Below are 25,824 nucleotides of genomic sequence, written 5' to 3'. Positions count from 1 at the left end.
GCATCCGGAGCGTTTTGACCTCGCTGAATCGGGGTAGGTACGCCTCATGAACAAGGGCGTAACATTCGCGGTCGCGGCGCTGGCCACGACCATTGCACCGTTGGCCGCCTGCTCGACGCAGCAGGGCGGACAGAACGGCGCGTCGTCTTCCGGGTCGTCCTCGGGCGCCCAGAGCGGCGCGGAGAAGTTGAGCACCCAGCTCAAGGGTGCCGACGGCGGCCAAATCGGTACGGCCACCTTCGATTTCGCGAACGGATATGCGACGGTGACGGTGGAGGCCGGCCCGAATTCCGTGCTGACGCCCGGCTTCCACGGGCTTGCGGTCCACGCGGTGGGCACCTGCGAGCCGAGCGCCTTCGAGTCTGCGGGCAGCGTGTATCAGGCGTCCGGCCACACGGGATTCCCCGCCAGCGGCCAGCTGACCGCCCTACAGGTGCGTCCCGACGGATCCGCGAAACTGGTCACCACGACCACCGGGTTCACCTCAGCGGACCTCAGGAACAGCTCCGGCACCTCGCTGGTCATCTCGGCGGATCCCGGGACGTTCGGTGAGACTTCCGGGGAGGAAGCGGGCAAGCGGGTGGCGTGCGGCGTCATTGCCGCGGCGTCCGCCACGTCAACCACGTCGTCGACCACCTCGTCCACCACGACGAGCGTCAGCACCGTCACCACGACGGTCGCCGTACCCCCTCCGGTGACCAGCACCAGCACGAGCACCGTCACGGTCAGCAGCAGCACCCCGACCACGACGTCCACGGCGCCCAAGACCGTCACGACGCCGCCGGGCGGCTGACCCTGCCCGGCGGCGTCGTGCAGACCTGGGCCTACCGGGCTAAGCGTCCCAACTTGTCAGGTCCCGCGCCGGAATACCCTGAGCGGCACAGTAATTCGTGTAGCGCTCGATGGACGTCTTGTGGTTCTCCTGCCACAGGATGGTGTTGTTCTCGTCGATGAACAGCAGCTCACCGACGATGAAGAAGAACACCTCGGTGTCCTCCACGCTCTCCGGGGTGTGCCGGGAGCCTGCAACCTCGTAGACGGTGTCGCCGGCGCGGGAGACCCAGTTGTTCTCCTGGTACCGCCACGCTCCTTTGACCGTGTGCCCCACCACGATGCCGGTGTGGTAGTGCGGGGCCAGCTCGAGTCCGGCCGGAAACTTCATCGAGACGACGATCTCACCGCGGACCGGGTCGACCTTCCAGTACTTCAAAAACACCTGGTCGCTGAGCGGGGTGAACGGAATCCAGGGGTTGTCGGCGCCGCTCATGTAGTTGACGTCGAGTTCTTGCATCGTCTGCATCGCAGTCTCCTTCGTTCGGATCGGTGGCCGGTCGGCCAACTGTCCAAAACGGTAGGGAGGAATGCCGCGCATTACTTGGCTCGCGGCGCCAAGGTTCGCGACTCCCTTTGTACTGACGTCACAGTTGCCGGGTGAGTCCCGGCAGCATGGGCAGCAGCGCCAGCGCCACCGCGAGGTCGAGGCTGTCGGTGTCGATGCCGCGGCCCAGGATCAGCTGCGCCTGATCGACGCGGTAGCTCACGGTGTTGGGGTGCACGGTGAGTCGCCGTGCGGCGCGGACCCGGCTCCGGTTCTCCTGCAGGTAGACCGATAACGTCGTGGCGACCCGGAAGGTCGCCTCGTCGTCGGCGGCCAGCGGGCCCAGCACCCGGTGTACGAACGCCTCCGCGTTTTCGGCGTGGCAACTGGCCAGCGCCGCGACCGCGACATCCCGGTAGCGGGTCAGCGTGCCGGCCCGGGTCCCCAGCAACGACGCGACCCGGCGTGCTTCGGCCGCTTCCGCATGACTGCGTCGGAAGCCCTTCAAGCCGTGCCCCGGCTCGCCCACTCCGACCCGGACACCCGCCGGGAGCTTCGGCCGACGGGCGGTGAAATCCACGGCGCTGATCTCACTTTGACGACTGACCCAGCCGAACGCCAGCAGTGAGCCGGCCGGGTGGACGAGAATCGTCTCACCGCCCAATTCGCCAGAGACGACGCCGAGCGCCTCACTGAGCACCGACTGGACGTCACCGTCCTCGGCCACCGTGTCCACCCAGGCGACGGCTGCGACGTGATGACGGTTGACGTCGTAGCGCAACCGTTTGGAGGCCCGCTGCTGGTCTCGTTCGTGTTGGGTCAGGATGTCCTCGATCGCGTCGGTGCGCGCGGCGGCCGTGTTGCGCAGCCACGCTTCACGTTCGGCTTCGTAGGCTTGCTCCGCGAGGTCGAGTGCGGCATCGACGTAACCGAACATCCAACTGGTGGCCAGTCGGAGCGCCGCGGCCTGCTGGGTCTGATCCGCCCCGGTCGCCGTGATGCGGTCCCATATCCATTGCCACACCAGCTCATGAGTCACCCGGTAGAAGCGCATCAAGCTGGCCAGCGGGATCTGGCGCTGCACCCCCGCGCGGGCGACCGCCCGGGTCGGGGCCGGTAATTCGGCGTCGCGCGGGTCGCCACCCAGGTCGATCATGTCCGCCAGTTGACGCAGGCTCGCCGCGGTGCTCACCACGTTCTCTTCGACCGACTGCTGATCCGGAAGCAGCACGGGCACCTCCGCCTGCACCCGGGCAACGGCCAGCTCGGCGAGTTCGGTTGCACACGAACGCATTTCGTCGGCGACCGGGCGCAGTAGTCTCTTCCAGACCCGCTCAGCGTCCGGCGCACGGAACGGCTCCCAGGATGGCTTCATGGCGGCTGAACCTACTCTGTCGCGGCGCCACAACCATCGACTTCGGTCATATTGGTGCCGCGGCTTTTGTGATCCGCTCACAAAAGCCGGGATCGATCTTGGCACGACGGGACGAGCGACCTCGGGCGCTGAAGCCCTAACTTCGGCAGCTACCAACCAAAAGCCAGAAACCCAAGGAACCCGAGGAACAACTCATGGACCTGATGTCACCCGTGGAATCGATGATGCTGCTCGCCGAGTCTCCCGGGCACCCTATGCATGTCGCCGGCCTGCAGCTGTTCCAGACTCCGGCGGGCGCCGGGCCCGAATTCGTCCGTGACTACTGCCAGGCACTGCGCACCAGCGACGAAGTTGCGCCGCTGTTCGCCAAGCGCCCCGCGGGTCTGAACCTCGCCTGGGCCGCCGCGACGGACGTCGACCTCGACTACCACGTGCGGCATTCGGCACTTCCCCGTCCGGGACGGGTGCGGGAACTGCTGGAGCTGACGTCGCGGCTGCACTCGGGCATGCTGGATCGGCACCGTCCGTTGTGGGAGACCCACGTGATCGAAGGGCTGGCCGACGGACGCTTCGCGGTCTACACGAAGATCCACCACGCTCTCGTCGACGGGATATCGGCGATCAATTTGCTACAGGGGTCGCTCAGTGCGGATCCGCTCGATGAGACGATCCGGGCGCCGTGGTCGGTGCCACTTCCCGCTGACGATCCCAGTCCGTCGTCGCGCCGGCAGACGCTGACCCGAGCGGTCAAATCCATTCCCGGCCTTGGCACCTCGACACTGGGCCTGGCACGTTCGGCCCTGCTGGAGCAGCAGCTGACCTTGCCGTTCCGGGCGCCGCGCACAATGCTCAACGTGCCGATCGGCGGTGCCCGGCGCTGCGCCGCCCAGTCGTGGTCGATGCAGCGCATCAAAGACGTCAAGAACGCCGCCGGTGTCACGGTGAATGACGTCGTCCTCGCGATGTGCGCCGGCGCGCTGCGCGAGTACCTCACCGATCAGAATGCGTTGCCGGACAAGCCTTTGGTGGCGATGGTTCCGGTCAGCCTGCGTACGGCCGGCGAAAGCGCCGGAGGCAACGCGGTCACGGCCGTGCTGGCCAACCTGGCCACCCACCTCGACGATCCCGCGGCTCGGCTGGTCACCATCAGCTCATCCATGCGAACCAACAAAGCCGTCCTGGCAGGACTGCCCAGACCGCAGGCCATCGCGCTGGGAATGATGTTGCTGTCGCCGGTCGTGCTGGGCGGAGTGATCGGCACCGCGGCCACTCCGCCACCGTTCAATCTGTGCATCTCCAATGTCCCGGGCGCCCGGAACCCGTTGTACGCCAACGGCGCCCGGCTGGAAGGCAGCTACCCGATGTCGATCGCGGCCAACGGGCAGGCACTCAACATCACGCTGGTGGGCAGCGGTGACCGCCTTGACTTCGGCCTGGTGGGGTGCCGCCGCGCGGTGCCGCACCTGCAGCGCCTGCTGGCGCACTTGGAGACCTCGCTCAAAGACCTGGAGCGCGCCGTCGGGCTGTGAGTCGCCGCCCTCGTCGGCCGGTCGAATTCGTCGAGACCAGGTCTTACGGTAGACCCGCCGCCCGCCGCGTGAGGTAGGCCCGCTCGGCCGGGTTGTCGACGAGTGCCAGGGCCGCCTCATACGCCGCGCGGGCCTCGGGGGATCGTCCGAGTCGGCGCAACAGCTCGGCCCGCGTGACATGAAACGGGTGGTAACGCTGCATGGTCGGCGGCAGCCGGTCGACCCGCGCCAGCGCCACCTCGGGGCCGTCGAGTTCGGCGATGGCGATCGCGTAGTTGAGTTCGACCACCGGGCCGGGATCGAACGCCAGCAGCTGCCGGTACAAGGCGGCGATCTGGGACCAGTCGGTGTCGGCCGCGGTGGGTGCATCGGTGTGCACGGCATTGATCGCCGCCAGCAATTGGTAGCGGCCGGGCCGGTTGATCTTCAGGCACGCCCGCACCAGGGCATGGCCCTCGGCGATCAACGTCTGGTCCCATCCGCCGCGGTCCTGTCCGGGCAGGGGCACCAGTTCGCCGTCGGCAATCCGGCTGGCGCGGCGGGCCTGGGTGAGCAACATGAGCGCGAGCAGGCCCGTCACCTCCGGAGTCTCCGGCAGCAACCCGCACAGGATCCGGGCGAGCCGGATCGCCTCGGCGGTCAGGTCGTCCCGCACCGGCGATCCCGAGCTCGCCAGGTAACCCTCGTTGAAGACGAGATAGATCACGGCCAGGACGGCGGCGACCCGATCGGCGAGCTCGTCGTCCGCGGGCACGCGATACGGGATGTGGGAGTCGGCGATCTTCTTCTTCGCCCGGCTGATCCGTTGGGCCATCGTTGTTTCCGGCACCAGGAAGGCCGCGGCGATCTCACCGACGCTGAGGCCGCCGAGGAGTCGCAGCGTGAGCGCGACCCGAGCCTCCGGCGCCAGTGCCGGATGGCAGCAGGTGAAGATCAACCGGAGCCGGTCATCGTCAACGGCGCCGGTGGATTCGTGTGGGGTGTCATCGTGAATCATGGCTGCTGCCAGGTGTTTCGACGTGCGGTGCGACTCGCGGCGGATCCGGTCGATCGCCTTGTTGGCCGCGGTACGGGTCAGCCAGCCGGCCGGATTGGGCGGGACCCCGTCCCGTCGCCAGTGCTCCAGGGCGACGAGCAGCGCCTCGCCGGCCGCCTCTTCGGCGACATCGATGTCACCGAAGCGGCGCACCAGCGAGGCGACCACCCGCCCGTACTCTTCGCGGTACACCCGCTCGATCGCGTCCACGCGCTCGTTCAGCCCTCCTGGAACGCCCGGACCTCGACGCGGCCCTGGCAGGCCTTGGACCCCTGTTTCGCCCAGTCCAGGGCGGCGTCGAGGTCGGCGGCCTCGATGATCCAGAATCCACCGAGGTACTCCTTCGACTCGGTGTACGGGCCGTCGGTGACGATCGGCCTGTCACCGGTGTTGTCGACGGTGGTGGCCGACTCGGGTGCCGTCAGGCCACCGGCGAACACCCAGGCGCCTTCGGCCTGCAACTTGCCGTTGAACGCATCGACGGCCTCGAAGATCGGCTGCATCTGCTCGACGGTCATCTCCGCCATCGCGTCGGTGTCGGCGGCGTCGTGGTTGACGGCGAGGAAATACTGCGGCATCACATTCTCCTTGGAACTATGTGGGCGGCCCGGGGTGGCTGCCCGTCATGATGTCTACGAAGACGGCACGCTGGATATGACATGTCCCGGCAGGAAAATTCATCGGGGTCATGATGCCGGGACGATGACAGTTTTACCCGGGAGTCGTCCGGCGTCGGCGTCGTCGTGCACCGCGGCGATGTCGCTGAGCGGGCGGCGGTCGGCGACGTCGATCTCCAGTTGGCCGGCGTCGATGCGCTCGACGAGGGCGCCCAGTTGCGCGGCGTCGCTGCGAACGAAGACCCGCTGGGTCCGCACTCCCCGCTCGGGGTCTTCCGGTCCGGAGGTCATGGTTCCGACCAGGAACCCGCCGTCCGCGACGACGCCGGCCAGGGCCGCGGTCTCCGCCGGGGTCGTGCTCACGAGATTGAGCACCACATCGAAGGGCTGCCCGTCGACGGCGAGCGGGGTTGCCGAGTAGTCGATGTAGCCGATGAGCCGGTCGGCCCCGTAGCGGCGCAGCCGGTCCGCGGCGGTCACTTTCGCTGTGGCGGTGACGACGGCTCCCGCGTGCTTGGCGAGTTGGACCGCGTAGCCCCCGACCGCTCCGCCGGCGCCGTTGACCAGCAGCCGCTGCCCGGCCTGCAGCCCGGCCACCTCGAACAGGGCTTGCCACGCCGTCAACCCGACAACGGGCAGCACGGCGGCGTCGGCCAGAGCCACCGACTGGGGTGCGGCGGCCAGCACCTCCACGGGGGCGATCACGTACTCGGCGGCAGCACCGGGGGCCTCCATGGGGAGCATGCCGATCACCGCGTCTCCGACCTTCCACTCCGCAACCCCGTCACCGATCTCGGCGACGGTGCCGGCGACGTCGATTCCGGGCACATGCGGGAAGGTGATCGCAAAGACCTCGGACAGGTATCCGCCGCGGATACCGGCATCGACCGGGTTGAACGAGGTGCCGGCCACCTTGACCAGAACCTCACCGGCGCCGGGCGTCGGCCGCTGAACGTCGTCGTACTGCAGAACCTCGCTGCCTCCGTAACGGTGGTAGATCGCTGTCTTCATGGTTCCCTCCTCATTGATTTACTTCGAGTTCGAAGCAGTTACAGTCTGTGTAACTTGCTTTGATGTCGAAGCAATTCCGCCGGACACTGTGATCCGCGTCTCATTAGTTCGAAGTCGAAGCACTATGCTCGGAGCGTGGTGGAAGCCCTGGAGCCTGCACAGCTACGGACGTATTTCGCGTTGACCGAGGCGGTCAGCCTGCTTCAGTACGCGGTGCGCGAGCAACTGCGAGCCGACGGCGACCTCAGCTACGTTCAGTTCGAGATCCTGGCCAAACTCGTCGACGCCGGACGTCCGCTCACGATGACCGACCTGGCCGATGGCGTGGTTTACAGCCGCAGCGGCCTCACGCATCAAGCCGGGCTACTGGAGAAAGCAGGCCTCATCACCCGCCAGGGCAGCGCCAGCGACCAGCGGGCCACCCTGGTTGACATCACCGATGCGGGGCGGGCGCGAGTGGAAATGGTGCTGCCGGGCCACATTCGGGTGGTGCGTGAGCTGCTCTTCGCGTCGCTGTCCGACCAGGACGTGCGCATCCTCGGGGACGTCATGGCCCGAGCCCTGGACAACATGCGGGCCCGACCGCCGCGCTCCGCTGGACGTCGCAACCGCCGGATTCCCGAAGGGTAGCAAGCTGATCTCTCGATGACGTTGGCCCTCAACCGATTTGCTTCATCAGCGCATCCATGTCGAGCAGGTCCCAGACCTCCGCGAACTTGCCCTGCTCGACGCGGTACAGCGTGAACTCCGAAATCTCAAAACGCCGGCCGGTCGCCTCGATTCCCTGAAACGTTCCCTGATGGGTGCCGGTGACCGCGAAGTGGACGACGATGTTCTCGTCGTCCGTGACGAGATGCCTGATCTCCCAGTGCCAGTCGGGGAAGGCCGCGATGATCGGCGCGAATTGCTCGGCCACCGAAGCCGGATCCATGGCGGTGCCGTTCACCCGGATGGCAGGCGAGTAGAACGAGGCCATTGAATCGAAATCGTGGTTATTGCAGTGTTCGAGGTAGGCCTGATAGAGGGATCGAAAGTCGTTGAGTTGAGCCACCGCACCAATGATCCATCGGTGACCGGACCACAACGGAGGCGGCCCTGTCAGGACCGGTTCTCGGCCGCTGTCAGGTGCCGCAGGATCGCGGGGTATACAACCTCGGCGTGGTCCAGATGCGGGGCATGCTTGGCGCCTTCGACAGCGAGCAACTCCGCGGCGGGATACAGGCGCAGCACCTGGGAATGGTTCCCGTACGGGGTGACCGTGTCGTCGGTGCCCCACACCACCAGGACCGGGCGCGGATGTTCTCCTACCGCGGCCCATTGGTCCCCGGCCTGCGCCGGGTAGTTAGCGACCGTCGACGCGAAGGACTCGCCCATTCCCGGAAAGCGAAGCTGCTCCCGAGTGCGTTCGCGGTAGTCCGGGAGCCGCTCTGGCCGGCTCAGGTGCTGCTGCGGCAATCGGTCGATGACGTCACCGATGCGCGAGGCGACTAGTTTGCGGGCGCCCGGCAGGCGGAGCAGCAGCTGGGCCGCGACTTTGGCTGATCCGCTCGCATAGAGGCCGGGCGCGATGAGCGTGATACTGGCGGCGCGGTCGGGACACTCCGCGGCAAGGCGCGTCACCATCAGGGCGCCCATCGACCAACCGACCAGATGCATGCTCTCGATGCCGAGTGTGTCGGCGAGTTCGCGCAGTTGATCCACATAAAGGTCGAGGTCGTAGGTGACGCGAGGCCGGTCGGAGAGCCCACGCCCGAATTGGTCGTAGCGCAAAACCCGAAAACCTTGCGCGGCAATGATTTCCGATAGCGGCTCCCACGCGTAGCTGGGCGTGACGAGGCCGTGCACCAGAACCACCCACGGACCCTCGTCACCGGCGACGTGGTAAGCGGTGACACCGTGCGACAGTGACGCCGATTGCGCGCGCGCCGCCTCCCGCGCTTGCGGCAATGACTGCATGCCCGCAGCCTATATACAGTGCAGGGATGTCGACCCGCAGTCGCGCAGTAGCCACCATTGCCACCGCAGTAGCTGTCCTGTCGTTTCCGGCCCTCCTCAATATCGCCCCAGCCCAGGGCGCACCACTACCCGACTTCTGCGCGCCGTCCGCCGTTGTCGACAACGTCTGCACGGTGCGGTTGGCATCGGTGACGGCCAACGTCACCGACGGGACGATCACCGGCAAGCCGGTGGGGGGTGGGACCGCGATCACCCTGACCGGACAAGCCGAGGCCTACCTGAAGTCCACCGGATTCGGCGCGACGCCACCCGCTCCGATTCAGCGCTGGGACACCGAGCTCGAAGGTGTCGGTCCCCCCGACCCGTCGAATCCCAATTGGTACGGCGAAGCCAAGGCCAGGGCGTTCCTGCCCCGGACCCTCAACGACCTGGCCAGCCAGTTCCCGCCTGACGTCCTGGTGGTTCGGTTCACTCCCGACGACACGAACGCCGGCTGGTTCCGCCTGGTCTCCATTCAGCCGACCGCGCATTGAGGTAAGAATCAGGCTGTCATCGCTGGGTCGAGCCCGAAGACCTCGACGGATGCGGACTTCCCTTTCAGCGCGTGCGCGCCGCGGTCCACGAGACCGGACGGCCGAGTGCCCAGAGCGTTGACAGTCTGCCCAGTGAGCAGGATCGCGTCCCCGGTGGTCTTGGTGAGCTGCTCGACGCGGGCCGCGACATTGACGGCGTCACCGATCAGGGTGAACTCGAGCTTGCCTCCCCCGCCGATCGTGCCGGCGATCACGACACCGGTATTGATACCGATGCCGATGCGCAAAGCCCCGCCGAACTGCTCGGCAACCATGCGATGAATGGTCACGGCTGCGGACAAAGCCGAATCAGGATGTGTATCAAGATCATTGGGTGCGCCGAAGACGGCGAGGGCACCGTCGCCGAGGAATTTATTGACATGCCCGCCCGCATCGACTACTGCAGGCACCACGATCTCGAACAAGACGTTGAGATGAGCGACCGTCTCCTCGGCTGTGTGTGTTTCGGCGAATGGCGTGAAATCGCGGATATCCACGAACATCACTGTCACCTCGCGCCGTTCACCGCTGAACACGTCATCGCCCTGCTCGAGCAGCCGCGCCGCCAGAGCCGGGTCGACATATGTTCCGAACGCAACCTGAAGTCGTTGCCGCTCAGCTAATCCCGCCTGCATCCGATTGAAAGACGCTGCGAGCGCACCCAAGTCGTCGTCCTGAACCACCGGCACGCGCTCGGAGTAATCGCCGGCCGCGACACGTTCGGTTCCGTCCGCAAGGTCACGGATCGGCAGCAGCGACGGCGAAAGCATGGCACCGACTCCGATTGGGACACCGAACACCAGGGTCACCGACAGGCTGATCACTAGGGCGAACAGGGGAACCGCTCTCGCCTGATCGACGACCGCGGCCAACATCGCGCCGGTGAGTCCCAACAAGAGGACGCTCGCCAACACCGATACATTCGTCCAGGCAGCAAAGCTGGGGCGAGACCGCGGAAGCTCGTCGCCGAATGCCGAGTCACCGATGAGGGCCGTCCTGACCGGTCGTAGCGCTGCTTCGGCGTAGCTGTGCACAGCGATCAACTGGACGCACATGCCGACAACAACGCCGAGGACGCCGTACTGCACCAGCCGCCAATGGTTTGCCCCGGCCATTGCACCGACAACGACCAGCAGCAGCGCTGCGCCGAGCGCGTTTACCGTGACCGCGCGGGCTGCCGCTGCGCGAGACCACGCATACGTGGCCTCGACTGCCGCTGACCGATCGACAGGGTGGCCGCCCGCCCACCGCTGCGCAAGCCGGCTCCAGCTGCGGCCAGGAAGAACGGTCAGGTATGACAGCACCAGCACCACGACGACGGTGACAACGGCGGTCTCGGCGTAATCACGCGACGCCTCGAGGCTGATGACCAGAAACGACCAGAGCAAATACATCGAGAGCAGCAAGACAAACGTGATCGCACAGAAGACCCACGAGTACCTCGTCCCAAACCGGTCCCACACCCACTGCCATATGCGGTCCATCACGCGATTTTATGGATCGGATGAGCAAAGCACCCCCGGTCTGGGGTGACCGGGGGTGGTCTGCGCTACGTGCTTCTAGTGCTGCTGGTTATGACCGTGGCTGTTGCCGTCTTTCCTTTCGGCCGGTTTGTCGATGACGCGGCCGTCGCACACCCGGGAATGCCAGCATTCGGAAAATCGTTCAGCCTCACGCACAGTCACCGAGCACAGTTACTGCCGTCAACGGTGAACGACGAAGGGGGATGCAGTATGCCTGCCCAATTGGACCTGCCCTATCGGCCCTTGTTCAGCGCTACAGCTATCGGCGACGTTGCTCTGAACAACCGAGTCGCCCTGTCACCGATGACCCGGGTCAGCGCCACGGCCGACGGACTGGCGACTGACCAGATGGCCCGCTACTACCGCAAGTTCGCAGAAGGCGGCTTCGCGCTGTTGATCACCGAGGGGCTGTACATCGACGAACAGGCCAGCCAGGGCTACCGATTCCAGCCCGGTATCACGACCGCGGCACAGGTCGCGGCCTGGCGAAAGGTCGTCGACGGAGTCCACGCCGCCGGATCCAAGTATTTCGCTCAACTCATGCATGCCGGTAGCCAGTCACAAGGCAACCCCCACACCGACACCACGTGGGGGCCCTCGGCTGTGCGACCGAAGGGCGAACAGCTGGCGATGTACCGGGGCGCCGGTCCTTTTGCGGTGCCCGAGGCAATGACGACCGACCAGATAAATCAGGTGCGCTCAGCGTTCGTGCACGCCGCCCGGTCGGCCCGCGATGCCGGGTTCGATGGTGTGGAGATCCACGGCGCCAACGGCTACCTCATCGATGCGTTTCTCACTGACTATTTGAATCGTCGCGCCGACGACTACGGCGGCAGCGTCGCCAACCGCGTCAGGTTAGCCGCCGAAATCTCCCGCGATGTCGTCGATGCCGTCGGCGCGGACATCGCCGTCGGAATCCGCATTTCACAGGGCAAGGTTTCCGACAATCGCCATCGCTGGGCGGGTGGCGAGGAGGACGCGGCGGTCATTTTCCAAGCATTGGGCGACACCGGGCTCGACTATATTCACACCACCGAATACCGGGCTCTGGCACCAGCTTTCGCCGACACCGATAAGACGCTGGCTGAACTGGCAAAGCACTACAGCGGTCTGACGATCATCGCCAACGGTCACCTCGATGACCCTCGTGACGCCACCGAGCTGATCAGTTCTGGCACCGCCGACGTCGTTGCCCTCGCGAAACCCGCTCTGGCCAACCGAGACTGGCCCCGTCGGGTGCTCGCCGGTGAACCGCTGTCACCTGACGTGCCGGCAGAGCTCTTCGGCCCCGTCGCAGACATCAAAGAGTGGGAAGTCACCGCGACGCACTAGCGAAAGACTGCGAAGCGTCTGAGTCTCCGCTGAGCCACGCCACAACGAAAACACCCCCGGCCCAACGGGATCCGGGGGTGCTTCGTCGAACTACTCAGTGATGGTGATGACCGTGGCCATGTCCGTGGCCGTGGTCGTCTTCCTCGTTGGCCGGCTTGTCGACGACGGCCGTCTCGGTGCTCAGCACCATCCGGGCCACCGATGAGGCGTTGAGCACGGCCGAACGGGTCACCTTGACCGGGTCGACGATGCCGTCGGCACCGAGGTCTCCGTAGGAGCGGGTCGCCGCGTTCAGGCCCTGCCCGGTGGGCAGCTCGCTGACCTTGTTGACCGCCACGGCGCCGTCGAGGCCGACGTTGGTCGCGATCCAGTACAGCGGCGCGGCCAGCGCCTCGGAGAACACGTCGACGCCGAGCTTTTCGTCGCCGCTGAGTTCGTTGCGCAGCGACTCCAGCACGTGGCGTGCCTGGATCAGCGCAGAGCCGCCGCCCGGGACGATGCCCTCCTCGACCGCGGCCTTGGCCGCCGCGACGGCGTCCTCGACGCTTTCCTTGCGCTCCTTGAGCGCGGTCTCGGTGGCGGCGCCGACCTTGATGACGGCCACGCCGCCGGCCAGCTTGGCAACCCGTTCCTGCAGCTTCTCGCGGTCCCAGTCGGAGTCGCTGGCTTCGATCTCGGCGCGTAGCTGCTTGACCCGGTTGCCAACCGCGTCCTTGGAGCCGGCACCGTCGACGATGATCGTGTCGTCCTTGCTGACCACCACACGCCGGGCCGAACCCAGCACCTCGAGGCCGACCTCGCGCAGCAGCAGGCCGGTGTCGGGGTTGACCACCTCGCCGCCGGTCACGATGGCCAGGTCCTGCAGGAAGGCCTTGCGGCGGTCGCCGAAGAACGGCGCCTTGACCGCGACAGCCTTCAACGTCTTGCGGATGGAGTTGACGACCAGCGTCGCCAGCGCCTCACCCTCGACGTCCTCGGCGATGATCAGCAGCGGCTTGCCCGATTCGGCAACCTTTTCCAGCAACGGCAGCAGGTCGGGCAGCGAGCTGATCTTGTCCTGGTGGAGCAGGATCAGCGGGTCGTCGAGCACCGCCTGCTGGGCGTCGAAGTCGGTGACGAAGTAGGCCGACAGGAAACCCTTGTCGAAGCCCACGCCCTCGGTGAACTCCAGCTCGGTGTCGAGCGTCGAGGACTCCTCCACGCTGACCACGCCGTCGTGACCGACCTTGCTCATCGCCTCACCGACCAGGTCGCCGAGGCGCTCGTCGCGCGAGGACACGGTCGCCACCTGGGCGATGGCCTCCTTGCCGGAGACCGGGGTGGCCGCGGCCAGCAACGCCTCGGATACCGCGTCGGCGGCCTTGCTGATGCCCGAGCCCAGCGCGATCGGGTTGACGCCCGCGGCGACCAGCCGCAAGCCGCCCTTCACCAGGGCCTGGGCCAACACGGTCGCGGTGGTGGTGCCGTCGCCCGCGACGTCGTTCGTCTTGGTGGCGACCGACTTCACCAACTGCGCACCGAGATTTTCGAAGGGGTCTTCCAGGTCGATCTCGCGTGCGACGGTGACACCGTCGTTGGTCACCTGCGGTCCGCCGAACGCCTTGGCCAGCACCACGTGGCGGCCGCCGGGGCCGAGCGTCACCTTGACCGCGTCCGCGAGCTTGTTCACGCCCGCTTCCATCGCACGACGCGCGGTCGCGTCGTACTCAATTATCTTGCTCATGAAGCTCCTTCACCTAAGCGCGTAACGCATGCCGCCCCGGAAATCACCCGCGCTTGCACGCGGGGATCGCCGGGGCGGGACACGTTGAGGTACTTAAAAACGACGTGTTACTTGGAAACGACAGCCAGCACGTCGCGTGCCGACAGGATCAGGTACTCCTCGCCGCCGTACTTGATTTCGGTGCCGCCGTACTTGCTGTAGATGACGGTGTCACCCTCAGCGACGTCGAGCGGGATCCGCTTTTCGCCGTCCTCGTCCCAACGGCCGGGGCCGACTGCGACGACGGTGCCCTCCTGGGGCTTCTCCTTGGCGGTGTCGGGAATGACCAGACCGGATGCGGTCGTGGTCTCGGCCTCGTTGGCCTGTACGAGAATCTTGTCCTCGAGTGGCTTGATGTTGACCTTCGCCACGATTGGAGCCCTCCACTAGTTGAATCGGGTCCGGAGCTTTTGCCCTGACCGGAGTTGGCGGTCGGCCCGGGGCTGCCCCGCACCGTCCGAATTACCAGGTGATACGGCATTCGTCCGAGTCCCTCGCGCCGTCGTCGCGGGTGCCGACACAGGGGTCGTCCGACTGCCACCTAGCACTCTATACATGAGAGTGCTAGCACTCAAGGGTGCCCCGGTGCTTCTACGCGCACAGCGAACATCAACCGACTTGGCCCCGCACCACGGGCAGTCCCGGGTCACTCCGCGCATCCAGCGGTGACGGCGCCGCGCCCGCGGCCATCAGGTGCGCGGCGAACGAGGCGATCATCGCCCCGTTGTCGGTGCACAGACGCGGCTTGGGGATCCGCAGCGTCAGGCCCGCGGCGCGGCAACGCTCGGTGGCCAGCTCGCGCAGCCGTGAGTTCGCGGCCACCCCACCGGCGATCAGCAGGGTCGAGACTCCCAGTTCGGTCGCCGCGCGCACCGCCTTGCGGGTCAGCACGTCGGCCACGGCTTCCTGGAAACCGGCCGCCACGTCGGCGGGCACGAAGTCGGGATTGCTCTCGACGTAGCGGGCCACAGCGGTTTTGAGGCCCGAGAAACTGAAGGCGTACGGGTCATCCCGCGGCCCGGTCATGCCGCGGGGAAACGTGACCGCGTCCGGGTCGCCGGTGCGGGCCAGCTCGTCGAGCACCCGGCCGCCCGGATAGCCCAGGCCCAGCAGCCGCGCCACTTTGTCGTAGGCCTCCCCCGCGGCGTCGTCGACGGTGCTGCCCAGTTCGGCGATCGGTTCGCCGAGCGAACGCACGTGCAGCAGGTGCGTGTGCCCGCCGGATACCAGCAGCGCAACCGACTCGGGCAACGGCCCGTGCTCGTAGACGTCGGCGGCCAGGTGCCCGCCCAGGTGATTCACCGCGTAGAACGGCACCCCCCAGGCGGCCGAATACGCCTTGGCCGCAGCGACTCCCACCAGCAGGGCCCCGGCCAGGCCGGGCCCGATGGTGGCCGCGACGATATCGGGCCGGTCGATACCGGCCCTCGCCAGCGCGCGGCGCATCGCGGGACCGAGGGCCTCCAGATGTGCCCGGGACGCGATCTCGGGCACCACTCCGCCGAACCGGACATGCTCGTCGACGCTGGACGCGACCTCGTCGGCCAGCAGTGCCACGGTCCCGTCGGGGCCAAGCCGGGCAATCCCGACACCCGTTTCATCGCAGGACGATTCGATAGCCAAAATCGTTGTCACTGAGCATCTCTCCGCATGGTGTAGGCGTCGGCCCCGCTCACTCGGTAGTACCGCTTGCGCAGGCCGATCTGCTCGAACCCCGCACTGCGGTAGAGACCGATGGCGGGTTCGTTGTCGGTGCGAACCTCGAGGAACACCACTGCCCCGTCCGCGAAGTCCAACAGCGCGTTGAGCAGGCGACGACCGATCCCCTGCCCCTGGTAATCGGGGTCCACCCCGATCGTGTGCACCTCGTACTCGAAGGGCGCGACCCGGCCGAGGCGCGAGATGCCGGCATACCCGACGAGCGTGCCGTCGCTGCGCGCCCCCACATAGTGGTTGGTCTTGCTGTGCAGCTCGCGCTGGAATGCGACGGCCGGCCACGGGTCGTCACCGTCGAACAGCAACGCCTCCAGTTCGGCGCACCGCTCGGCGTCCCCGTAGGTCAGCGGACCCAGGCTGACGGGCTCCAGGTGGGCGGTCACGCCCGCGCCGCCAGCGGCTTGGCATCGGGTCGTCGCAGGTACAGCGCCACCAGCGGGGCAGGTTCGGCGGTCCAGTCGGGCACCGCACGGACCAGGCCGGCCGGCGTCGGATATTCGGGCTCGGCATACGGCAGCTCGAACAGCGCCGCGTGCTGCGGGGACCCGGCAACCGCCCGCGCCGGACCGGCTTCGACGTCGGCCGGAGCATGCACGGCGGGGCCGTCGGTGCGGACGCCGTCGCGGTAGCGCGCCCAGTAGACCTCCCGGCGGCGGGCGTCGGTCACCACCAAGGTCTCACCGGCGGTGAGCACGCCGATGGCGTCCAGGCTGCACACGCCGTGCACCGGGATTCCCAAGGCGTGCCCGTAGGCGGCCCCGCTGGCCATCCCGGCCCGCAGCCCGGTGAACGGTCCGGGTCCACACCCCACCACCACGCCGTCCAGATCGGCCATCGTCAGGCCCGCATCGGCAAGTGCTGCAACAACATTGGGTGTCAGACGTTCGGCGTGGGCGCGGGAGTCGACGGTGACCCGCTGCGCGAGCGTGGCGAAGTCGTCGACCCTGACGATGCCCGCCGTGACGGCCGGGGTGGAGGTATCCAGTGCGAGCACGATCATCGGCCCACCCACTCCCAGGTCGCCATCCGGACGTCGGAATGGGCGAGCCGCTCGAGTCGGACGTCCAGGTGTCGCTCGGCGAGTCGCTCCACGAGGCCTTCGCCCCACTCGACCACCACGACGGCGTCTTCGAGATCGGTGTCGAGGTCGAGCGAGTCGAGCTCGCCGAGCAGGTCGGCGCCGTACTGGTCGAGCAGTCGATAGACGTCGACGTGGATCATGGACGGACTGCCCGAGCGACGCGCAGGATGCACCCGCGCCAGCACGAACGTCGGCGAGGTCACCGGGCCGTCGACATCCATCGCCGCGGCAATTCCCTTGGCCAGCACCGTTTTTCCGGCACCCAGTGGCCCGGAGAGCACCACGACGTCGCCGGCGCGCAGCTGTTCGCCCAGCTTCGACCCGAGCGCCACCGTGTCCTCGACGCGCTCGAGCGTGGCCTTGCCGCCGTCAAACCCAGAGTCAGCCACGGCGCCGGAACCGTCCGCGCAGCCGTTCCCCGAATCGCCGGTAGCGCAGGGTCAGCTTCCCCGGCTGCGCCCGCTCGATCAGCCGGATCAGCCCGTCGTTGATGGTGTCCGGCTTGTCCAGCAAGGCCAGGTGGCTGGCGCCGGGAACGATCACCAACTCCGACTGCGGCAGCGAGGCCGCCATCAGCCGGGAGTACTCGTCGGGGGTGAGCAGGTCGTGGTCGCCGCACGCGATCAGAGTTGGAATCTTCAGCAGCGTCCACAATCCCGCGGTTTCGTCGTGATTCTCCAGGGCGCGCAGGAACCCGACCAGGGTGGCGATCGGGGTGCCGTTCATCATCTTCTGCGAGAACGCGTCCAGGCTGCGGCTGACCTGCAGATCGCTGTAGGACGCGGCGCGCAGGATCGGGCCGATCAGGGAGCGGGACACGTTGCGGCCCCGGTGCATCAGCTTCGGCGCCGACTTGGCGGTGAACCGGACCGCGTCGAGCGCCGGGTTTTTCAAGAATGCCCCCAGCGGTGAGCGGGTGACACCTTCGGCTGCCGACGAAATCAGCGCCGCGCCCACGATGCGGCGGCCGTACTGGTCGGGGAATTGTCCCGCGTGCGAGAGCACCGTCATGCCGCCCATCGAATGCCCGACCAGAATGATCGGACCGCGCGGCGCGGTGACCTGCAGCACCGTTTCGAGATCCTGGCCGAGTTGGGTGAGCGTGTAGGAATCCTGTTCGCCCTCACCGGACTGGCCGTGGCCACGCTGGTCGTAGAACACCATGCGCACCTGTGCACCCAGCACCTCGCCGAGTCGCATCCGCTGAAAGTGGAAGGCGCCCATCCGGAGACAGAACCCGTGCGCGAAAATCACGGTCAGCGGTGCGTCGGGTGGCCCGGCCTCACGGACCGCCAGCGGCACGCCGTCAGGGGTCATCACCACTTGGCCGCGGTCGCTGTCGAGTCGCTCGAAATCCTCGCCCGCCCAGGGGTCTTCGTCGGATGAGGTGCGTTCGATGATCGTCTTGCGGGCCGACGCGCCGACCAGCGTGGCCACCGCGGTCAGCCCGGCGCTTCCCGCTAGCCAGGCCTTGCCCTTCGGGATGCGGTGGCTGTCGTCAGCGCTCAACGGCTTCGACCTCGCGGTAGGTCCTGCTGATCCGGCCGCGGATGCCGGTGACCACCTCGTAGTGGATGGTCCCGATCAGATCGGCCCAGTCCTGTGCGGTGGGCTCGCCACCGGTGCCGGGCCCGAACAGGACCGCCTCGTCGCCTTCGGCCACGTCCGGCCGGCCAGGCCCCAGGTCGACGACGAACTGGTCCATGCAGACCCGTCCCACCCCGGGCCGCCGCCGGCCGTTGATCAGCACATCCAGCCGCCCGCCCAACGACCGGACTACGCCGTCGGCGTAGCCGATCGGGATCAGGGCCACGTTCGTGTCGCGGGGCGCGATCCAGGTGTGCGCGTAGGACACTCCCTCGCCTGCTTTGATCGACTTGACCAGTGCGACAGGGGATTTGACGGTCATCGCCGGAATCAGGCCCATGTCGCCCAGTCTAGGCACCGGGCTCAGCCCGTACACCGCGATGCCCGGGCGCACCAGGTCGAACGTCAGGTCGGGGCGGGCCATGGTGGCCGACGAGTTCGACAGGTGTGCCACCTCGAACCGCACCCCCTGATCGGCCGCGTAAGCCAGCATCTCGCGGAACCGCTGGGCCTGGATGTCGTTGATGGGTTGTTCCGGCGAATCGGCGAAGACCATGTGCGACATCAGCCCCCGCAGCGTGACGGCCTCGTCCGCGACGGCCTGCTTGAGCGCGGTCACCATGGCGGGGAAATCCGCTGCGGCCACGCCGTTGCGGTTCAGGCCGGTGTCCACCTTGACCGTGACGGTGGCGGTCACACCGGTACGGCGTGCCGCGTCCAGCAACTCCTCGAGTTGGCGCACCGAGGAGACCGCGATCTGCACGTCGCCCTGCAGGGCGGGAGCGAAGTCACAACCCGGCGGATGCAGCCAGGCCAGAATCGGGTCGAGGATGCCGTCGGCCCGGAGTGCAAGAGCCTCGTCGATCGTGGCGACCCCGAGTTCGGTGGCACCGGCGGCCAGTGCGGTGAACGCGACGCGGGTAGCGCCGTGCCCGTAGCCGTCGGCCTTGACCACGGCCATGACCTGGGCGTTTCCGGCGTGTTCCTGCAGCACCCGCACGTTGTGCGCGATGGCGCCCAGGTCGATTACGGCCTCGGCGAGGACGCCCGGGGTCAGGGAGATCGGCGTGACGGACACGCCGACCATTGTCCCAGAACGTCGTGACTGGCGGTCTGGACCGGTCAGTGCGCGAAGTGCTCGGCCTCGTAGTGGCCGCCCGGCTTGAGCTTGTCCAGCGACGTCAGCGCCTTGATCGCGTCGTCGTGCAGCGCCCGGGCCAGGTCCGCGGAGAGGCCTTCGCGGACCACGATGCGCAGCACCGACACGTCGGTGGCGTTGTCCGGCATGGTGTACGCCGGCACCTGCCAGCCGTATCCGCGCAGCTCGTGGGAGACGTCGAACTCGGTGTAGCCGCGGTCTTTGGCCAGCCGGAAGCTGACCACCGGAATGGCCGAACCGTCGGAGATGATCTCCATGTGCTCGCCGGTGCGCAGCTGCTCACCCAGCCAGCGCGCGGTCGCGGACAGCGACTGCATCACCTGGGTGTAGCCCTCGCGGCCCAGCCGCAGGAAGTTGTAGTACTGGCCGACCACCTGGTTGCCCGGCCGGGAGAAGTTCAGCGTGAAGGTGGGCATGTCACCGCCCAGGTAGTTCACCCGGAAGACCAGATCCTCGGGCAGATATTCGGGACTGCGCCACACCACGAACCCGATGCCGGGATAGGTCAGGCCGTACTTGTGGCCGCTGACGTTGATCGAGACCACCCTCGGTAACCGGAAGTCCCACACCAGGTCCGGATGCAGGAATGGCACCACGAAACCCCCGCTGGCGGCGTCGACGTGCACCGGGACGTCCACACCCCCGCCTGCCGCCAGCTTGTCCAGGGCGGCGCAGATTTCGGCCACCGGTTCGAGTTCCCCGGTGTAGGTGGTGCCCAGGATCGCCACCACACCGATGGTGTTCTCGTCGACGGCGTCGAGCACCTGTTCGGGCGTGATGACGTAGCGGCCCTCCTCCATCGGCAGGTAGATCGGTTCGACGTCGAAGTAGCGACAGAACTTCTCCCACACCACCTGCACGTTGGAACCCATCACCAGGTTGGGGGTGCGGCCCTTCCAGTCCTTGGTCTTGGCGCGCCAGCGCCACTTCATCGCCAGCCCACCCAGCATCACCGCCTCGCTGGACCCGATGGTCGACACCCCGACGGCACTACTGGGATCGTCGTCGCGCAGGCCCTCGGCGTGAAACAGGTCGGCAACCATGCACACACAGCGCTGCTCGATGGCCGCGGTCGCCGGGTACTCGTCCTTATCGATCATGTTCTTGTCGAACGTCTCGGCCATGAGTTTCCCGGCTTCGGGGTCCATCCAGGTCGTGACGAAGGTGGCCAGGTTCAGCCGCGAGCTGCCGTCGAGCATCAGCTCGTCGTGGATGAAGCGGTAGGCGGCTTCGGGATCCATTGACTCGTCGGGCATCCGCAACGCCGGCACCGGCGCGGTGAACAGGCGACCGGTGTAGGCCGGAGTGATCGAGTGGGTGGCCATCGACGGGTGGCTTTTGGACACGGCGATCCTTTCGTTGCTGATTGCTGGAGAGCGGCTTGTTAGAGAGAGGCAAGGGCGGCCCGGATGTGGTGCAGAATCCGCGACGACGAGGTAGGCGCCTCGCCGGGTCCCGGGTCGGCGGCCGACAGCGCCGCGGCCCGGGCGTGGACGAATGCCGCGGCCGCGGCGGCCTCGCCGGCGGGGAGACCGGAGGCCAGCAGGGCGCCGATCATCCCGGACAGCACGTCGCCCGACCCGGCGGTGGCGGCCCAGGACTGCCCGGCGGGGTTCAGGTAAACGGGTCCCCCGGGATCGGCGATGACGGTGACGTTCCCCTTGAGCAGAACGGTGGCCCCCAAGGCGTCGGCGAGCCTGCGCGTAGCACCGACCCGGTCGTCCCCGGGCGGCGATCCGGCCAGCCGGGCGAATTCCCCGGCGTGCGGGGTCAGCACCGTCGGGGCGGTGCGGTCGGCGACCAGATCCGGATGGGCGGCCAGCATGGTCAACCCGTCGGCGTCCACCAGCACCGGCAGGTCGGTCTCCAGGGCGAACCACAGGGCGGCGGCGCCGTCCTCGTCGGTGCCCAGTCCCGGCCCGACCACCCAGGACTGCACCCGTCCGGCCGCAGCAGGGGTGGGTGAGGCGATCACCTCGGGCCAGCGGGCCAGCACTTCATGGTGAGCGCTGCCGGCGTAGCGGACCATGCCCGAGTGGGTCGCCACCGCCGCGCCCGTGCACAGCACCGCGGCACCCGGGTAGGTCGAGGAACCGGCCAGCACGCCGGTGACGCCTTGGGTGTACTTGTCGTCGCGGGCACCGGGCACCGGCCAGCGCGCCAGGACATCGGCGGCCTGGAAACTGCGCACGTCGGTGTCGGGCAGATCGAGTCCGATGTCGACGAGTTCGACGCGGCCGCAATCGGCCAGCGCATGCACGGGTTTGAGGCCACCGAAGGTGACGGTGAGGGCGGCGCGCACGGCGGGTCCGGTGATGGCGCCGGTGGCCACGTCGATTCCGCTGGGAATGTCGACGGCGACCACCGGGATGTCACGGGCCTGCTCGAAGATGTGCGCGGCGGCGGGCCGCAGCGGTCCCGAACCGGAGATACCCACCACCCCGTCGATCACGAGATCGGTTGAGGCATTGATGCTTTCGACGACCCGGCCGCCCGCCCCGCGGAATGCCGCCAGCCCTTTCCGGTGGGTCTTGTCGGGGTTGAGCAGCACCGCGTCGGCGGCCGCGCCGCGCCGACGCAAAAAGGTCGCCGCCCACAGCGCGTCGCCGCCGTTGTCGCCGGACCCTACGACCGCGCAGACCCGGCGCCCGGCGACTCCGCCGGTGCGGGCGGTCAGCTCACGAATGATCGCAGTGGCAAGACCGTAGGCCGCGCGTTTCATCAATGCGCCATCGGGCAGGCTGGCCAGCAGCGGCGCTTCCGCGTCGCGAATCGTGTCCGCAGAGTAGTAATGCCGCATCGTCAGCCCGGCGCTTCCTGTGTCTTGCGCCGTCCGAAGACGGCTTTGAACCGCTCGGCCGGATTCCAGGAGCCGGTCTTGCGCTCGCGGGCCATCGGGAAGAACGCCAGGCCGATCAGCAGCGCAGCGAAGTGTCCGATGGCGGTGAAGCTGAGCTCGATACGGTCCATCACCAGCACCGGAAAACCGAAGATGAGCAACAGAACCCCCAGATAGCCCCAGCGCCACGGCCGGGCGATGCGGTAGGTGAGTATCCCCATGACCCCGACCAGGAAGTAGCTGACCCCGATGTCGTGGGCACGCACCGATCTCGCCGAGGCGTCGTGCATCTGGATCGCCATGTACAGCAGGCCTTCGCTGATGTAGGTGGCGACGATGTGTGACGTCAATCCCACTGTGAGCCAACGCAATTGGCCGAGCCATCGCTCGGCCGGCGCCAGGAACAGGGTGAACAGCAGCAGGTAGGGCTCCAGGCTCCGGCCGTCGATCCACCACAGGCTGGAGAACAGCACGCCGAGCGGATCGGTCGCCAGCGCGTGGACGTTGGTGTAGCGGTGCAGCAGGATCGAGTGCAGCTGACGGCCGGTGAGCAGGTTCTGCAGGATCGTCGTGATGGCCAGCGCCAGCAGCCAGCCGTAGGTCAGCGGCGCGCTGGTGACGTAGTGCCACACGATGCGCACCAACGCCCGAGCTCGTACCGATACCGATACTCTCGCCACCGTGTAACCCTTTCACGCCCGGTGTCGCAGCGTACAGCGTGGGCGGCTTCGGTTCAGCTAGTTGCCGCTGGCTCAGCGGGTTTCGCGGGTTTGTCCGGCTTCGCCGGTTGCTCCGGCGCCAGGTGCCGCCACCAGCAGGTGATGTAGATCAGCATCGAGAGCACCAGGACGACGATCACCCAGAGCACGACCCTGACGTCGACCTCGGCGCCGAACGGGGGTGCGTTGGGCAGCGCGTTGCGCAGCGGCACCACCGCGAAGAGCATCGCCGCATACCAGGTGGTCATCGGGGGCTGAAACTTGCGTTTGTCCCGGGCGGTCTGGACGGCGACGAAGAGTCCCATGCCGGCCAGCGCCACCAGGACCGCGAGGATCACGACCGCGAACGTCTTGGTGCTCGGCGACCGCTCCAACTCGATTCGATACGGTGCCGTGGCGGCGGGATTGCCGGTCGTCGAAATGTCGATGCGCCAACCCGCGAGACGGTCGGCGAACGTCACCGCCGCCCGCTCCGGCGTCGGGTTGTCGCCCCGGAAGACCTCGACCGCGATCGGTCCGGAAACGTAGTGATCGAACGGCCAGTCGGTGACGGCTCCGGCGATACTCAGTGGCACCGGAAAGCTGCCGGGCACCATGCCTTTCGTCCACGATCGTTTGGTGGGCGACGCCGCGGAAGTGACGACGACGCTGAGGTCCTGAGTCAGATCGTGGGTGCGGGGGTCGAGCAAACCAGGTCCAGGCACGATGGTGAGGTTGGCCAGCAGGATCGTGTTGCTCTGCTGAACTTCCTGCAGGTCCATGGTGATGGTCGTTCCGTCGGGCATCGGCTGCCCTTGGGTCAGGTCGTGCGGGCCGTGACCGGCGCCGGCATACACGAAATTCGACGCGACGTAAGCCGCGATGAACAGCAGCACACCGACGATCCCGAGCTTCATGTCTATTCCCTATAACCGCAGCCGAAAAGCCGCAAGGCAACAAACGAATTCATCCCTCGGGTTTCAGATGCCGCCACCAGCAGGCGACGTACAGCGTCAGCGAAATCACCAACACCACGATGACCCACAGCACCACCGTGACGTCGATCCACGCGCCGACCGGCGGCGGGTCAGGGAGCGCGCCCCGTAGCGGCATGACCGCGAAGAGCATCGCCGCATACCAGGTGGTCATGGGCGGCTGAAACTTTCTTCGGTCGCGAAACGTCTGCACCGCGACGAACAGCGCCAGAACGGCGAGCGCGACCAGGACTCCGAGGATCACGACGGCGAAGGCAGCGGTGCTGGGTGACCGGTAGAGATCGAGTCGGTACGGCGCGCGTTCGTTGCCCGCGCCGAGACGATTGACCTCGACCTTCCAGCCGAGCAGCCGATCGACCAATGTGGACTTGGCGGGTACCGGCGTCTGTGCGGGACCGGAGAAGAGTTGCATGGCCAGCGGCCCGGATTCGTAGCTGTCGAACGGCCAGTCGGCGACGTCGCCGGTGAGGGTGACCGACACCGGCAGGATGTCCGGCAGTGTGCCGCTCGGCCAGGTCCGCTTGCTGGTCGACACCACCGAGGTGGCCACCACGCTGAGGTCTTCTTTGAGGGTGTGCGTATCCGGGTCAAGCAGGGCCGGTCCGGGCAGAACGGTGATATTGGCCCGCAGCACACTGTTGTCGGACTGGATGTCCTCGATGTCGAACGTCACCTTGGTGCCGTCGGCAGGGGCGGGACCGTCGGCGATTCGACGTGGATGGCCCATACCGCTGTCGACGTACAGCACGATGGATCCGACATAGGCCGCGACGAAAAGAAGCACACTCGCGACCGCGAGCTTCACGGGCCGGTCACCGCGGACTGGTCAGATTGGGCGGGTTTCTCGGGTTCGGCCGGTTTCTCGGGTTCGGCGGGTTTCTCCGGCGCCAGATGCCGCCACCAGCACGACACGTAGATCCCCATCGAGACGACCAGGGCGACGATCACCCACAGCACCACCGTGACGTCCACCCACGCCCCGAACGGCGGCGCATCGGGAAGCGCGTTGCGCAGCGGGATCACCGCGAAGAGCATGGCGGCGAACCACGTCGTCATCGGGGGCTGGAACTTGCGCCGGTCGCGAATCGTCTGGACGGCGACGAAGAGCCCGAAGCCGGCAATGGCGACGAGCACCGCGAGGAGCGCCATGGCAAGCGCCACGGTGCTCGGCGAGCGCTGCACCTGTGCGCGGTAGGGGGTCTTGGCATCGCCGGTGGCGCCGCCCTGCACCTCGACCTTCCAGCCGGGAAGGCGATCGACGAATGTCACCGATGCCCATTCCGGTGTCTGCGGGGCGCCGCGGAAGAGGTTGATCGACACCGGTTTGGAGACGTAGCTGTCGAACGGCCAATCGGACACGTCGCCGTTGATGTTGAGCGAAACCGGGACGACGCCGGGTTGCGTACCCTTCGGCCAGGTCCGGCTGGTCGGCGCGGTCGCGGAGGTGGCGGCGACGGTGAGGTCTTCCTTGAGGTTGCCGGTCAGCGGATCCAGCAGCGCGGGCCCGGGCGTGACGGTGAGGTCGCCGACCAGCGCGTTGCGGTAGGGCTGAATTCCCGTGATGTCCAGGGTCACGGTGGTCCCGTCGGCCGACGGCTGGCCTTCGGTCAGGGGATGGGCCGGACCCATGCCGGCGAGCGCGTACAGCGCGACCAGGCTGACATACGCCACGACGAAAACCGCAAAACTGACGAGCCCCCACCGCATGGCGTCTCCGT

General features: G+C 67.3%; 27 protein-coding genes. 5 read left to right on the top strand and 22 right to left on the bottom strand.

All coding sequences use genetic code 11. The features are described 5' to 3' along the window. Window positions 1-46 precede the first annotated feature (46 nt). Complete coding sequence (locus C0J29_RS06285; RefSeq protein ID WP_120791795.1) at window positions 47-793, top strand: superoxide dismutase family protein; 747 nt, start codon at window positions 47-49, stop codon at window positions 791-793. 39 nt (window positions 794-832) lie between these two features. On the opposite strand, the gene C0J29_RS06280 is transcribed toward C0J29_RS06285, so the two are convergent. Next, complete coding sequence (locus tag C0J29_RS06280) at window positions 833-1,300, bottom strand: 2,4'-dihydroxyacetophenone dioxygenase family protein (RefSeq protein ID WP_065043266.1); 468 nt, start codon at window positions 1,298-1,300, stop codon at window positions 833-835. Between the two features lie 118 nt (window positions 1,301-1,418). Further along, window positions 1,419-2,693, bottom strand: coding sequence for a PucR family transcriptional regulator (locus tag C0J29_RS06275; protein ID WP_174814820.1), 1,275 nt, complete (start codon window positions 2,691-2,693; stop codon window positions 1,419-1,421). A gap of 194 nt (window positions 2,694-2,887) precedes the next feature. Here C0J29_RS06275 and C0J29_RS06270 point away from each other — a divergent pair, with 194 nt between their 5' ends. Then, window positions 2,888-4,222, top strand: coding sequence for a WS/DGAT/MGAT family O-acyltransferase (locus C0J29_RS06270; protein WP_162951395.1), 1,335 nt, complete (start codon window positions 2,888-2,890; stop codon window positions 4,220-4,222). A gap of 43 nt (window positions 4,223-4,265) precedes the next feature. Here the strand turns inward: C0J29_RS06270 and C0J29_RS06265 are convergent, their stop codons facing one another. From C0J29_RS06265 to C0J29_RS06255, 3 genes are all read right to left on the bottom strand, one after another. After that, on the bottom strand, window positions 4,266-5,468 hold the full coding sequence (locus C0J29_RS06265) for an RNA polymerase sigma factor (RefSeq protein ID WP_231513591.1): 1,203 nt from the start codon (window positions 5,466-5,468) through the stop codon (window positions 4,266-4,268). A gap of 8 nt (window positions 5,469-5,476) precedes the next feature. Continuing rightward, window positions 5,477-5,836 carry a YciI family protein gene (locus C0J29_RS06260; RefSeq protein WP_065043229.1) on the bottom strand — a complete coding sequence of 120 codons (360 nt, stop codon included), beginning with the start codon at window positions 5,834-5,836 and terminating at the stop codon, window positions 5,477-5,479. A 108-nt stretch (window positions 5,837-5,944) separates the two neighbouring features. Next, window positions 5,945-6,886 carry an NADP-dependent oxidoreductase gene (locus C0J29_RS06255; RefSeq protein ID WP_120791793.1) on the bottom strand — a complete coding sequence of 314 codons (942 nt, stop codon included), beginning with the start codon at window positions 6,884-6,886 and terminating at the stop codon, window positions 5,945-5,947. A 135-nt stretch (window positions 6,887-7,021) separates the two neighbouring features. On the opposite strand from C0J29_RS06255, the gene C0J29_RS06250 reads away from it, so the two are divergent. Then, complete coding sequence (locus tag C0J29_RS06250; protein ID WP_065043227.1) at window positions 7,022-7,516, top strand: MarR family winged helix-turn-helix transcriptional regulator; 495 nt, start codon at window positions 7,022-7,024, stop codon at window positions 7,514-7,516. Window positions 7,517-7,544: 28 nt separating this feature from the next. Here the strand turns inward: C0J29_RS06250 and C0J29_RS32705 are convergent, their stop codons facing one another. Together C0J29_RS32705 and C0J29_RS06240 are read right to left on the bottom strand one after the other, a co-directional pair. After that, window positions 7,545-7,937, bottom strand: a complete 393-nt coding sequence (locus tag C0J29_RS32705) for an ester cyclase (protein ID WP_065043226.1) — start codon at window positions 7,935-7,937, stop codon at window positions 7,545-7,547. 47 nt (window positions 7,938-7,984) lie between these two features. Next, window positions 7,985-8,842: an alpha/beta fold hydrolase gene (locus C0J29_RS06240; RefSeq protein WP_120791791.1), complete on the bottom strand. Its 858-nt coding sequence runs from the start codon at window positions 8,840-8,842 to the stop codon at window positions 7,985-7,987. Window positions 8,843-8,868: 26 nt separating this feature from the next. On the opposite strand from C0J29_RS06240, the gene C0J29_RS06235 reads away from it, so the two are divergent. After that, window positions 8,869-9,375, top strand: coding sequence for a hypothetical protein (locus C0J29_RS06235; protein WP_242460364.1), 507 nt, complete (start codon window positions 8,869-8,871; stop codon window positions 9,373-9,375). A gap of 8 nt (window positions 9,376-9,383) precedes the next feature. Here C0J29_RS06235 and C0J29_RS06230 read toward each other — a convergent pair whose 3' ends face one another. After that, window positions 9,384-10,898 carry an adenylate/guanylate cyclase domain-containing protein gene (locus C0J29_RS06230; protein WP_120791790.1) on the bottom strand — a complete coding sequence of 505 codons (1,515 nt, stop codon included), beginning with the start codon at window positions 10,896-10,898 and terminating at the stop codon, window positions 9,384-9,386. A 249-nt stretch (window positions 10,899-11,147) separates the two neighbouring features. Between C0J29_RS06230 and C0J29_RS06225 the strand changes: the two genes are divergently transcribed. Next, window positions 11,148-12,269, top strand: a complete 1,122-nt coding sequence (locus C0J29_RS06225; protein ID WP_065043222.1) for an oxidoreductase — start codon at window positions 11,148-11,150, stop codon at window positions 12,267-12,269. Between the two features lie 94 nt (window positions 12,270-12,363). On the opposite strand, the gene groL is transcribed toward C0J29_RS06225, so the two are convergent. The 14 genes from groL to C0J29_RS06155 form a co-directional block, all read right to left on the bottom strand. Then, a complete protein-coding gene (groL, locus tag C0J29_RS06220) occupies window positions 12,364-13,992 on the bottom strand; it encodes a chaperonin GroEL (protein ID WP_120791789.1) in 1,629 nt (542 codons plus the stop codon). Between the two features lie 107 nt (window positions 13,993-14,099). Beyond that, window positions 14,100-14,402 carry a co-chaperone GroES gene (groES, locus tag C0J29_RS06215; protein WP_011739140.1) on the bottom strand — a complete coding sequence of 101 codons (303 nt, stop codon included), beginning with the start codon at window positions 14,400-14,402 and terminating at the stop codon, window positions 14,100-14,102. Window positions 14,403-14,640: 238 nt separating this feature from the next. Further along, window positions 14,641-15,666 carry a tRNA (adenosine(37)-N6)-threonylcarbamoyltransferase complex transferase subunit TsaD gene (gene tsaD / locus C0J29_RS06210; protein ID WP_120791788.1) on the bottom strand — a complete coding sequence of 342 codons (1,026 nt, stop codon included), beginning with the start codon at window positions 15,664-15,666 and terminating at the stop codon, window positions 14,641-14,643. Further along, window positions 15,663-16,130 carry a ribosomal protein S18-alanine N-acetyltransferase gene (gene rimI / locus C0J29_RS06205; protein ID WP_120791787.1) on the bottom strand — a complete coding sequence of 156 codons (468 nt, stop codon included), beginning with the start codon at window positions 16,128-16,130 and terminating at the stop codon, window positions 15,663-15,665. The genes tsaD and rimI overlap by 4 nt, the downstream gene beginning before the upstream one ends. Continuing rightward, complete coding sequence (gene tsaB, locus C0J29_RS06200) at window positions 16,127-16,747, bottom strand: tRNA (adenosine(37)-N6)-threonylcarbamoyltransferase complex dimerization subunit type 1 TsaB (RefSeq protein WP_120794585.1); 621 nt, start codon at window positions 16,745-16,747, stop codon at window positions 16,127-16,129. The genes rimI and tsaB overlap by 4 nt, the downstream gene beginning before the upstream one ends. After that, the gene (tsaE, locus tag C0J29_RS06195; protein WP_120791786.1) at window positions 16,744-17,217 is read right to left on the bottom strand and encodes a tRNA (adenosine(37)-N6)-threonylcarbamoyltransferase complex ATPase subunit type 1 TsaE; all 474 of its coding nucleotides are present in this window, start codon (window positions 17,215-17,217) and stop codon (window positions 16,744-16,746) included. Before tsaE ends, tsaB begins: the two co-directional genes overlap by 4 nt. Then, window positions 17,210-18,274: an alpha/beta fold hydrolase gene (locus tag C0J29_RS06190; protein ID WP_240743589.1), complete on the bottom strand. Its 1,065-nt coding sequence runs from the start codon at window positions 18,272-18,274 to the stop codon at window positions 17,210-17,212. Before C0J29_RS06190 ends, tsaE begins: the two co-directional genes overlap by 8 nt. A 52-nt stretch (window positions 18,275-18,326) precedes the next feature. After that, on the bottom strand, window positions 18,327-19,493 hold the full coding sequence (gene alr, locus C0J29_RS06185; RefSeq protein ID WP_065046547.1) for an alanine racemase: 1,167 nt from the start codon (window positions 19,491-19,493) through the stop codon (window positions 18,327-18,329). 44 nt (window positions 19,494-19,537) lie between these two features. Next, a complete protein-coding gene (gad, locus tag C0J29_RS06180; RefSeq protein ID WP_120791784.1) occupies window positions 19,538-20,920 on the bottom strand; it encodes a glutamate decarboxylase in 1,383 nt (460 codons plus the stop codon). A 38-nt stretch (window positions 20,921-20,958) separates the two neighbouring features. Next, window positions 20,959-22,374, bottom strand: a complete 1,416-nt coding sequence (locus tag C0J29_RS06175; protein ID WP_065046531.1) for a bifunctional ADP-dependent NAD(P)H-hydrate dehydratase/NAD(P)H-hydrate epimerase — start codon at window positions 22,372-22,374, stop codon at window positions 20,959-20,961. Between the two features lie 2 nt (window positions 22,375-22,376). After that, window positions 22,377-23,093: a rhomboid-like protein gene (locus tag C0J29_RS06170; protein WP_065046533.1), complete on the bottom strand. Its 717-nt coding sequence runs from the start codon at window positions 23,091-23,093 to the stop codon at window positions 22,377-22,379. Window positions 23,094-23,146: 53 nt separating this feature from the next. Further along, complete coding sequence (locus C0J29_RS06165) at window positions 23,147-24,028, bottom strand: DUF4436 domain-containing protein (protein ID WP_065046535.1); 882 nt, start codon at window positions 24,026-24,028, stop codon at window positions 23,147-23,149. A gap of 49 nt (window positions 24,029-24,077) precedes the next feature. Then, window positions 24,078-24,911 (bottom strand): DUF4436 domain-containing protein, encoded by an 834-nt coding sequence (locus C0J29_RS06160; RefSeq protein WP_065046537.1) that lies wholly within the window; start codon window positions 24,909-24,911, stop codon window positions 24,078-24,080. Continuing rightward, a complete protein-coding gene (locus C0J29_RS06155; protein ID WP_065046539.1) occupies window positions 24,908-25,813 on the bottom strand; it encodes a DUF4436 domain-containing protein in 906 nt (301 codons plus the stop codon). Before C0J29_RS06155 ends, C0J29_RS06160 begins: the two co-directional genes overlap by 4 nt. Window positions 25,814-25,824 lie beyond the last annotated feature (11 nt).

This window comes from Mycobacterium paragordonae (genome assembly GCF_003614435.1).
Taxonomy (GTDB): domain Bacteria; phylum Actinomycetota; class Actinomycetes; order Mycobacteriales; family Mycobacteriaceae; genus Mycobacterium; species Mycobacterium paragordonae.
Note: the sequence above shows the minus strand (reverse complement) of the source record. Positions and strands in the feature narration are given on the sequence as shown.

Bases quoted from the DNA above. Each gene is read 5' to 3' on its own strand.
- tsaB (WP_120794585.1), bottom strand. From the start codon at position 16,747: ATGATCGTGCTCGCACTGGATACCTCCACCCCGGCCGTCACGGCGGGC.
- C0J29_RS06255 (WP_120791793.1), bottom strand. From the start codon at position 6,886: ATGAAGACAGCGATCTACCACCGTTACGGAGGCAGCGAGGTTCTGCAG.
- C0J29_RS06230 (WP_120791790.1), bottom strand. From the start codon at position 10,898: ATGGACCGCATATGGCAGTGGGTGTGGGACCGGTTTGGGACGAGGTAC.
- C0J29_RS06240 (WP_120791791.1), bottom strand. From the start codon at position 8,842: ATGCAGTCATTGCCGCAAGCGCGGGAGGCGGCGCGCGCGCAATCGGCG.
- C0J29_RS06165 (WP_065046535.1), bottom strand. From the start codon at position 24,028: ATGAAGCTCGGGATCGTCGGTGTGCTGCTGTTCATCGCGGCTTACGTC.
- C0J29_RS06155 (WP_065046539.1), bottom strand. From the start codon at position 25,813: ATGCGGTGGGGGCTCGTCAGTTTTGCGGTTTTCGTCGTGGCGTATGTC.
- C0J29_RS06225 (WP_065043222.1), top strand. From the start codon at position 11,148: ATGCCTGCCCAATTGGACCTGCCCTATCGGCCCTTGTTCAGCGCTACA.
- C0J29_RS06270 (WP_162951395.1), top strand. From the start codon at position 2,888: ATGGACCTGATGTCACCCGTGGAATCGATGATGCTGCTCGCCGAGTCT.
- C0J29_RS06260 (WP_065043229.1), bottom strand. From the start codon at position 5,836: ATGCCGCAGTATTTCCTCGCCGTCAACCACGACGCCGCCGACACCGAC.
- C0J29_RS06175 (WP_065046531.1), bottom strand. From the start codon at position 22,374: ATGCGGCATTACTACTCTGCGGACACGATTCGCGACGCGGAAGCGCCG.
- groL (WP_120791789.1), bottom strand. From the start codon at position 13,992: ATGAGCAAGATAATTGAGTACGACGCGACCGCGCGTCGTGCGATGGAA.
- C0J29_RS06280 (WP_065043266.1), bottom strand. From the start codon at position 1,300: ATGCAGACGATGCAAGAACTCGACGTCAACTACATGAGCGGCGCCGAC.
- C0J29_RS06235 (WP_242460364.1), top strand. From the start codon at position 8,869: ATGTCGACCCGCAGTCGCGCAGTAGCCACCATTGCCACCGCAGTAGCT.
- C0J29_RS06275 (WP_174814820.1), bottom strand. From the start codon at position 2,693: ATGAAGCCATCCTGGGAGCCGTTCCGTGCGCCGGACGCTGAGCGGGTC.
- C0J29_RS06285 (WP_120791795.1), top strand. From the start codon at position 47: ATGAACAAGGGCGTAACATTCGCGGTCGCGGCGCTGGCCACGACCATT.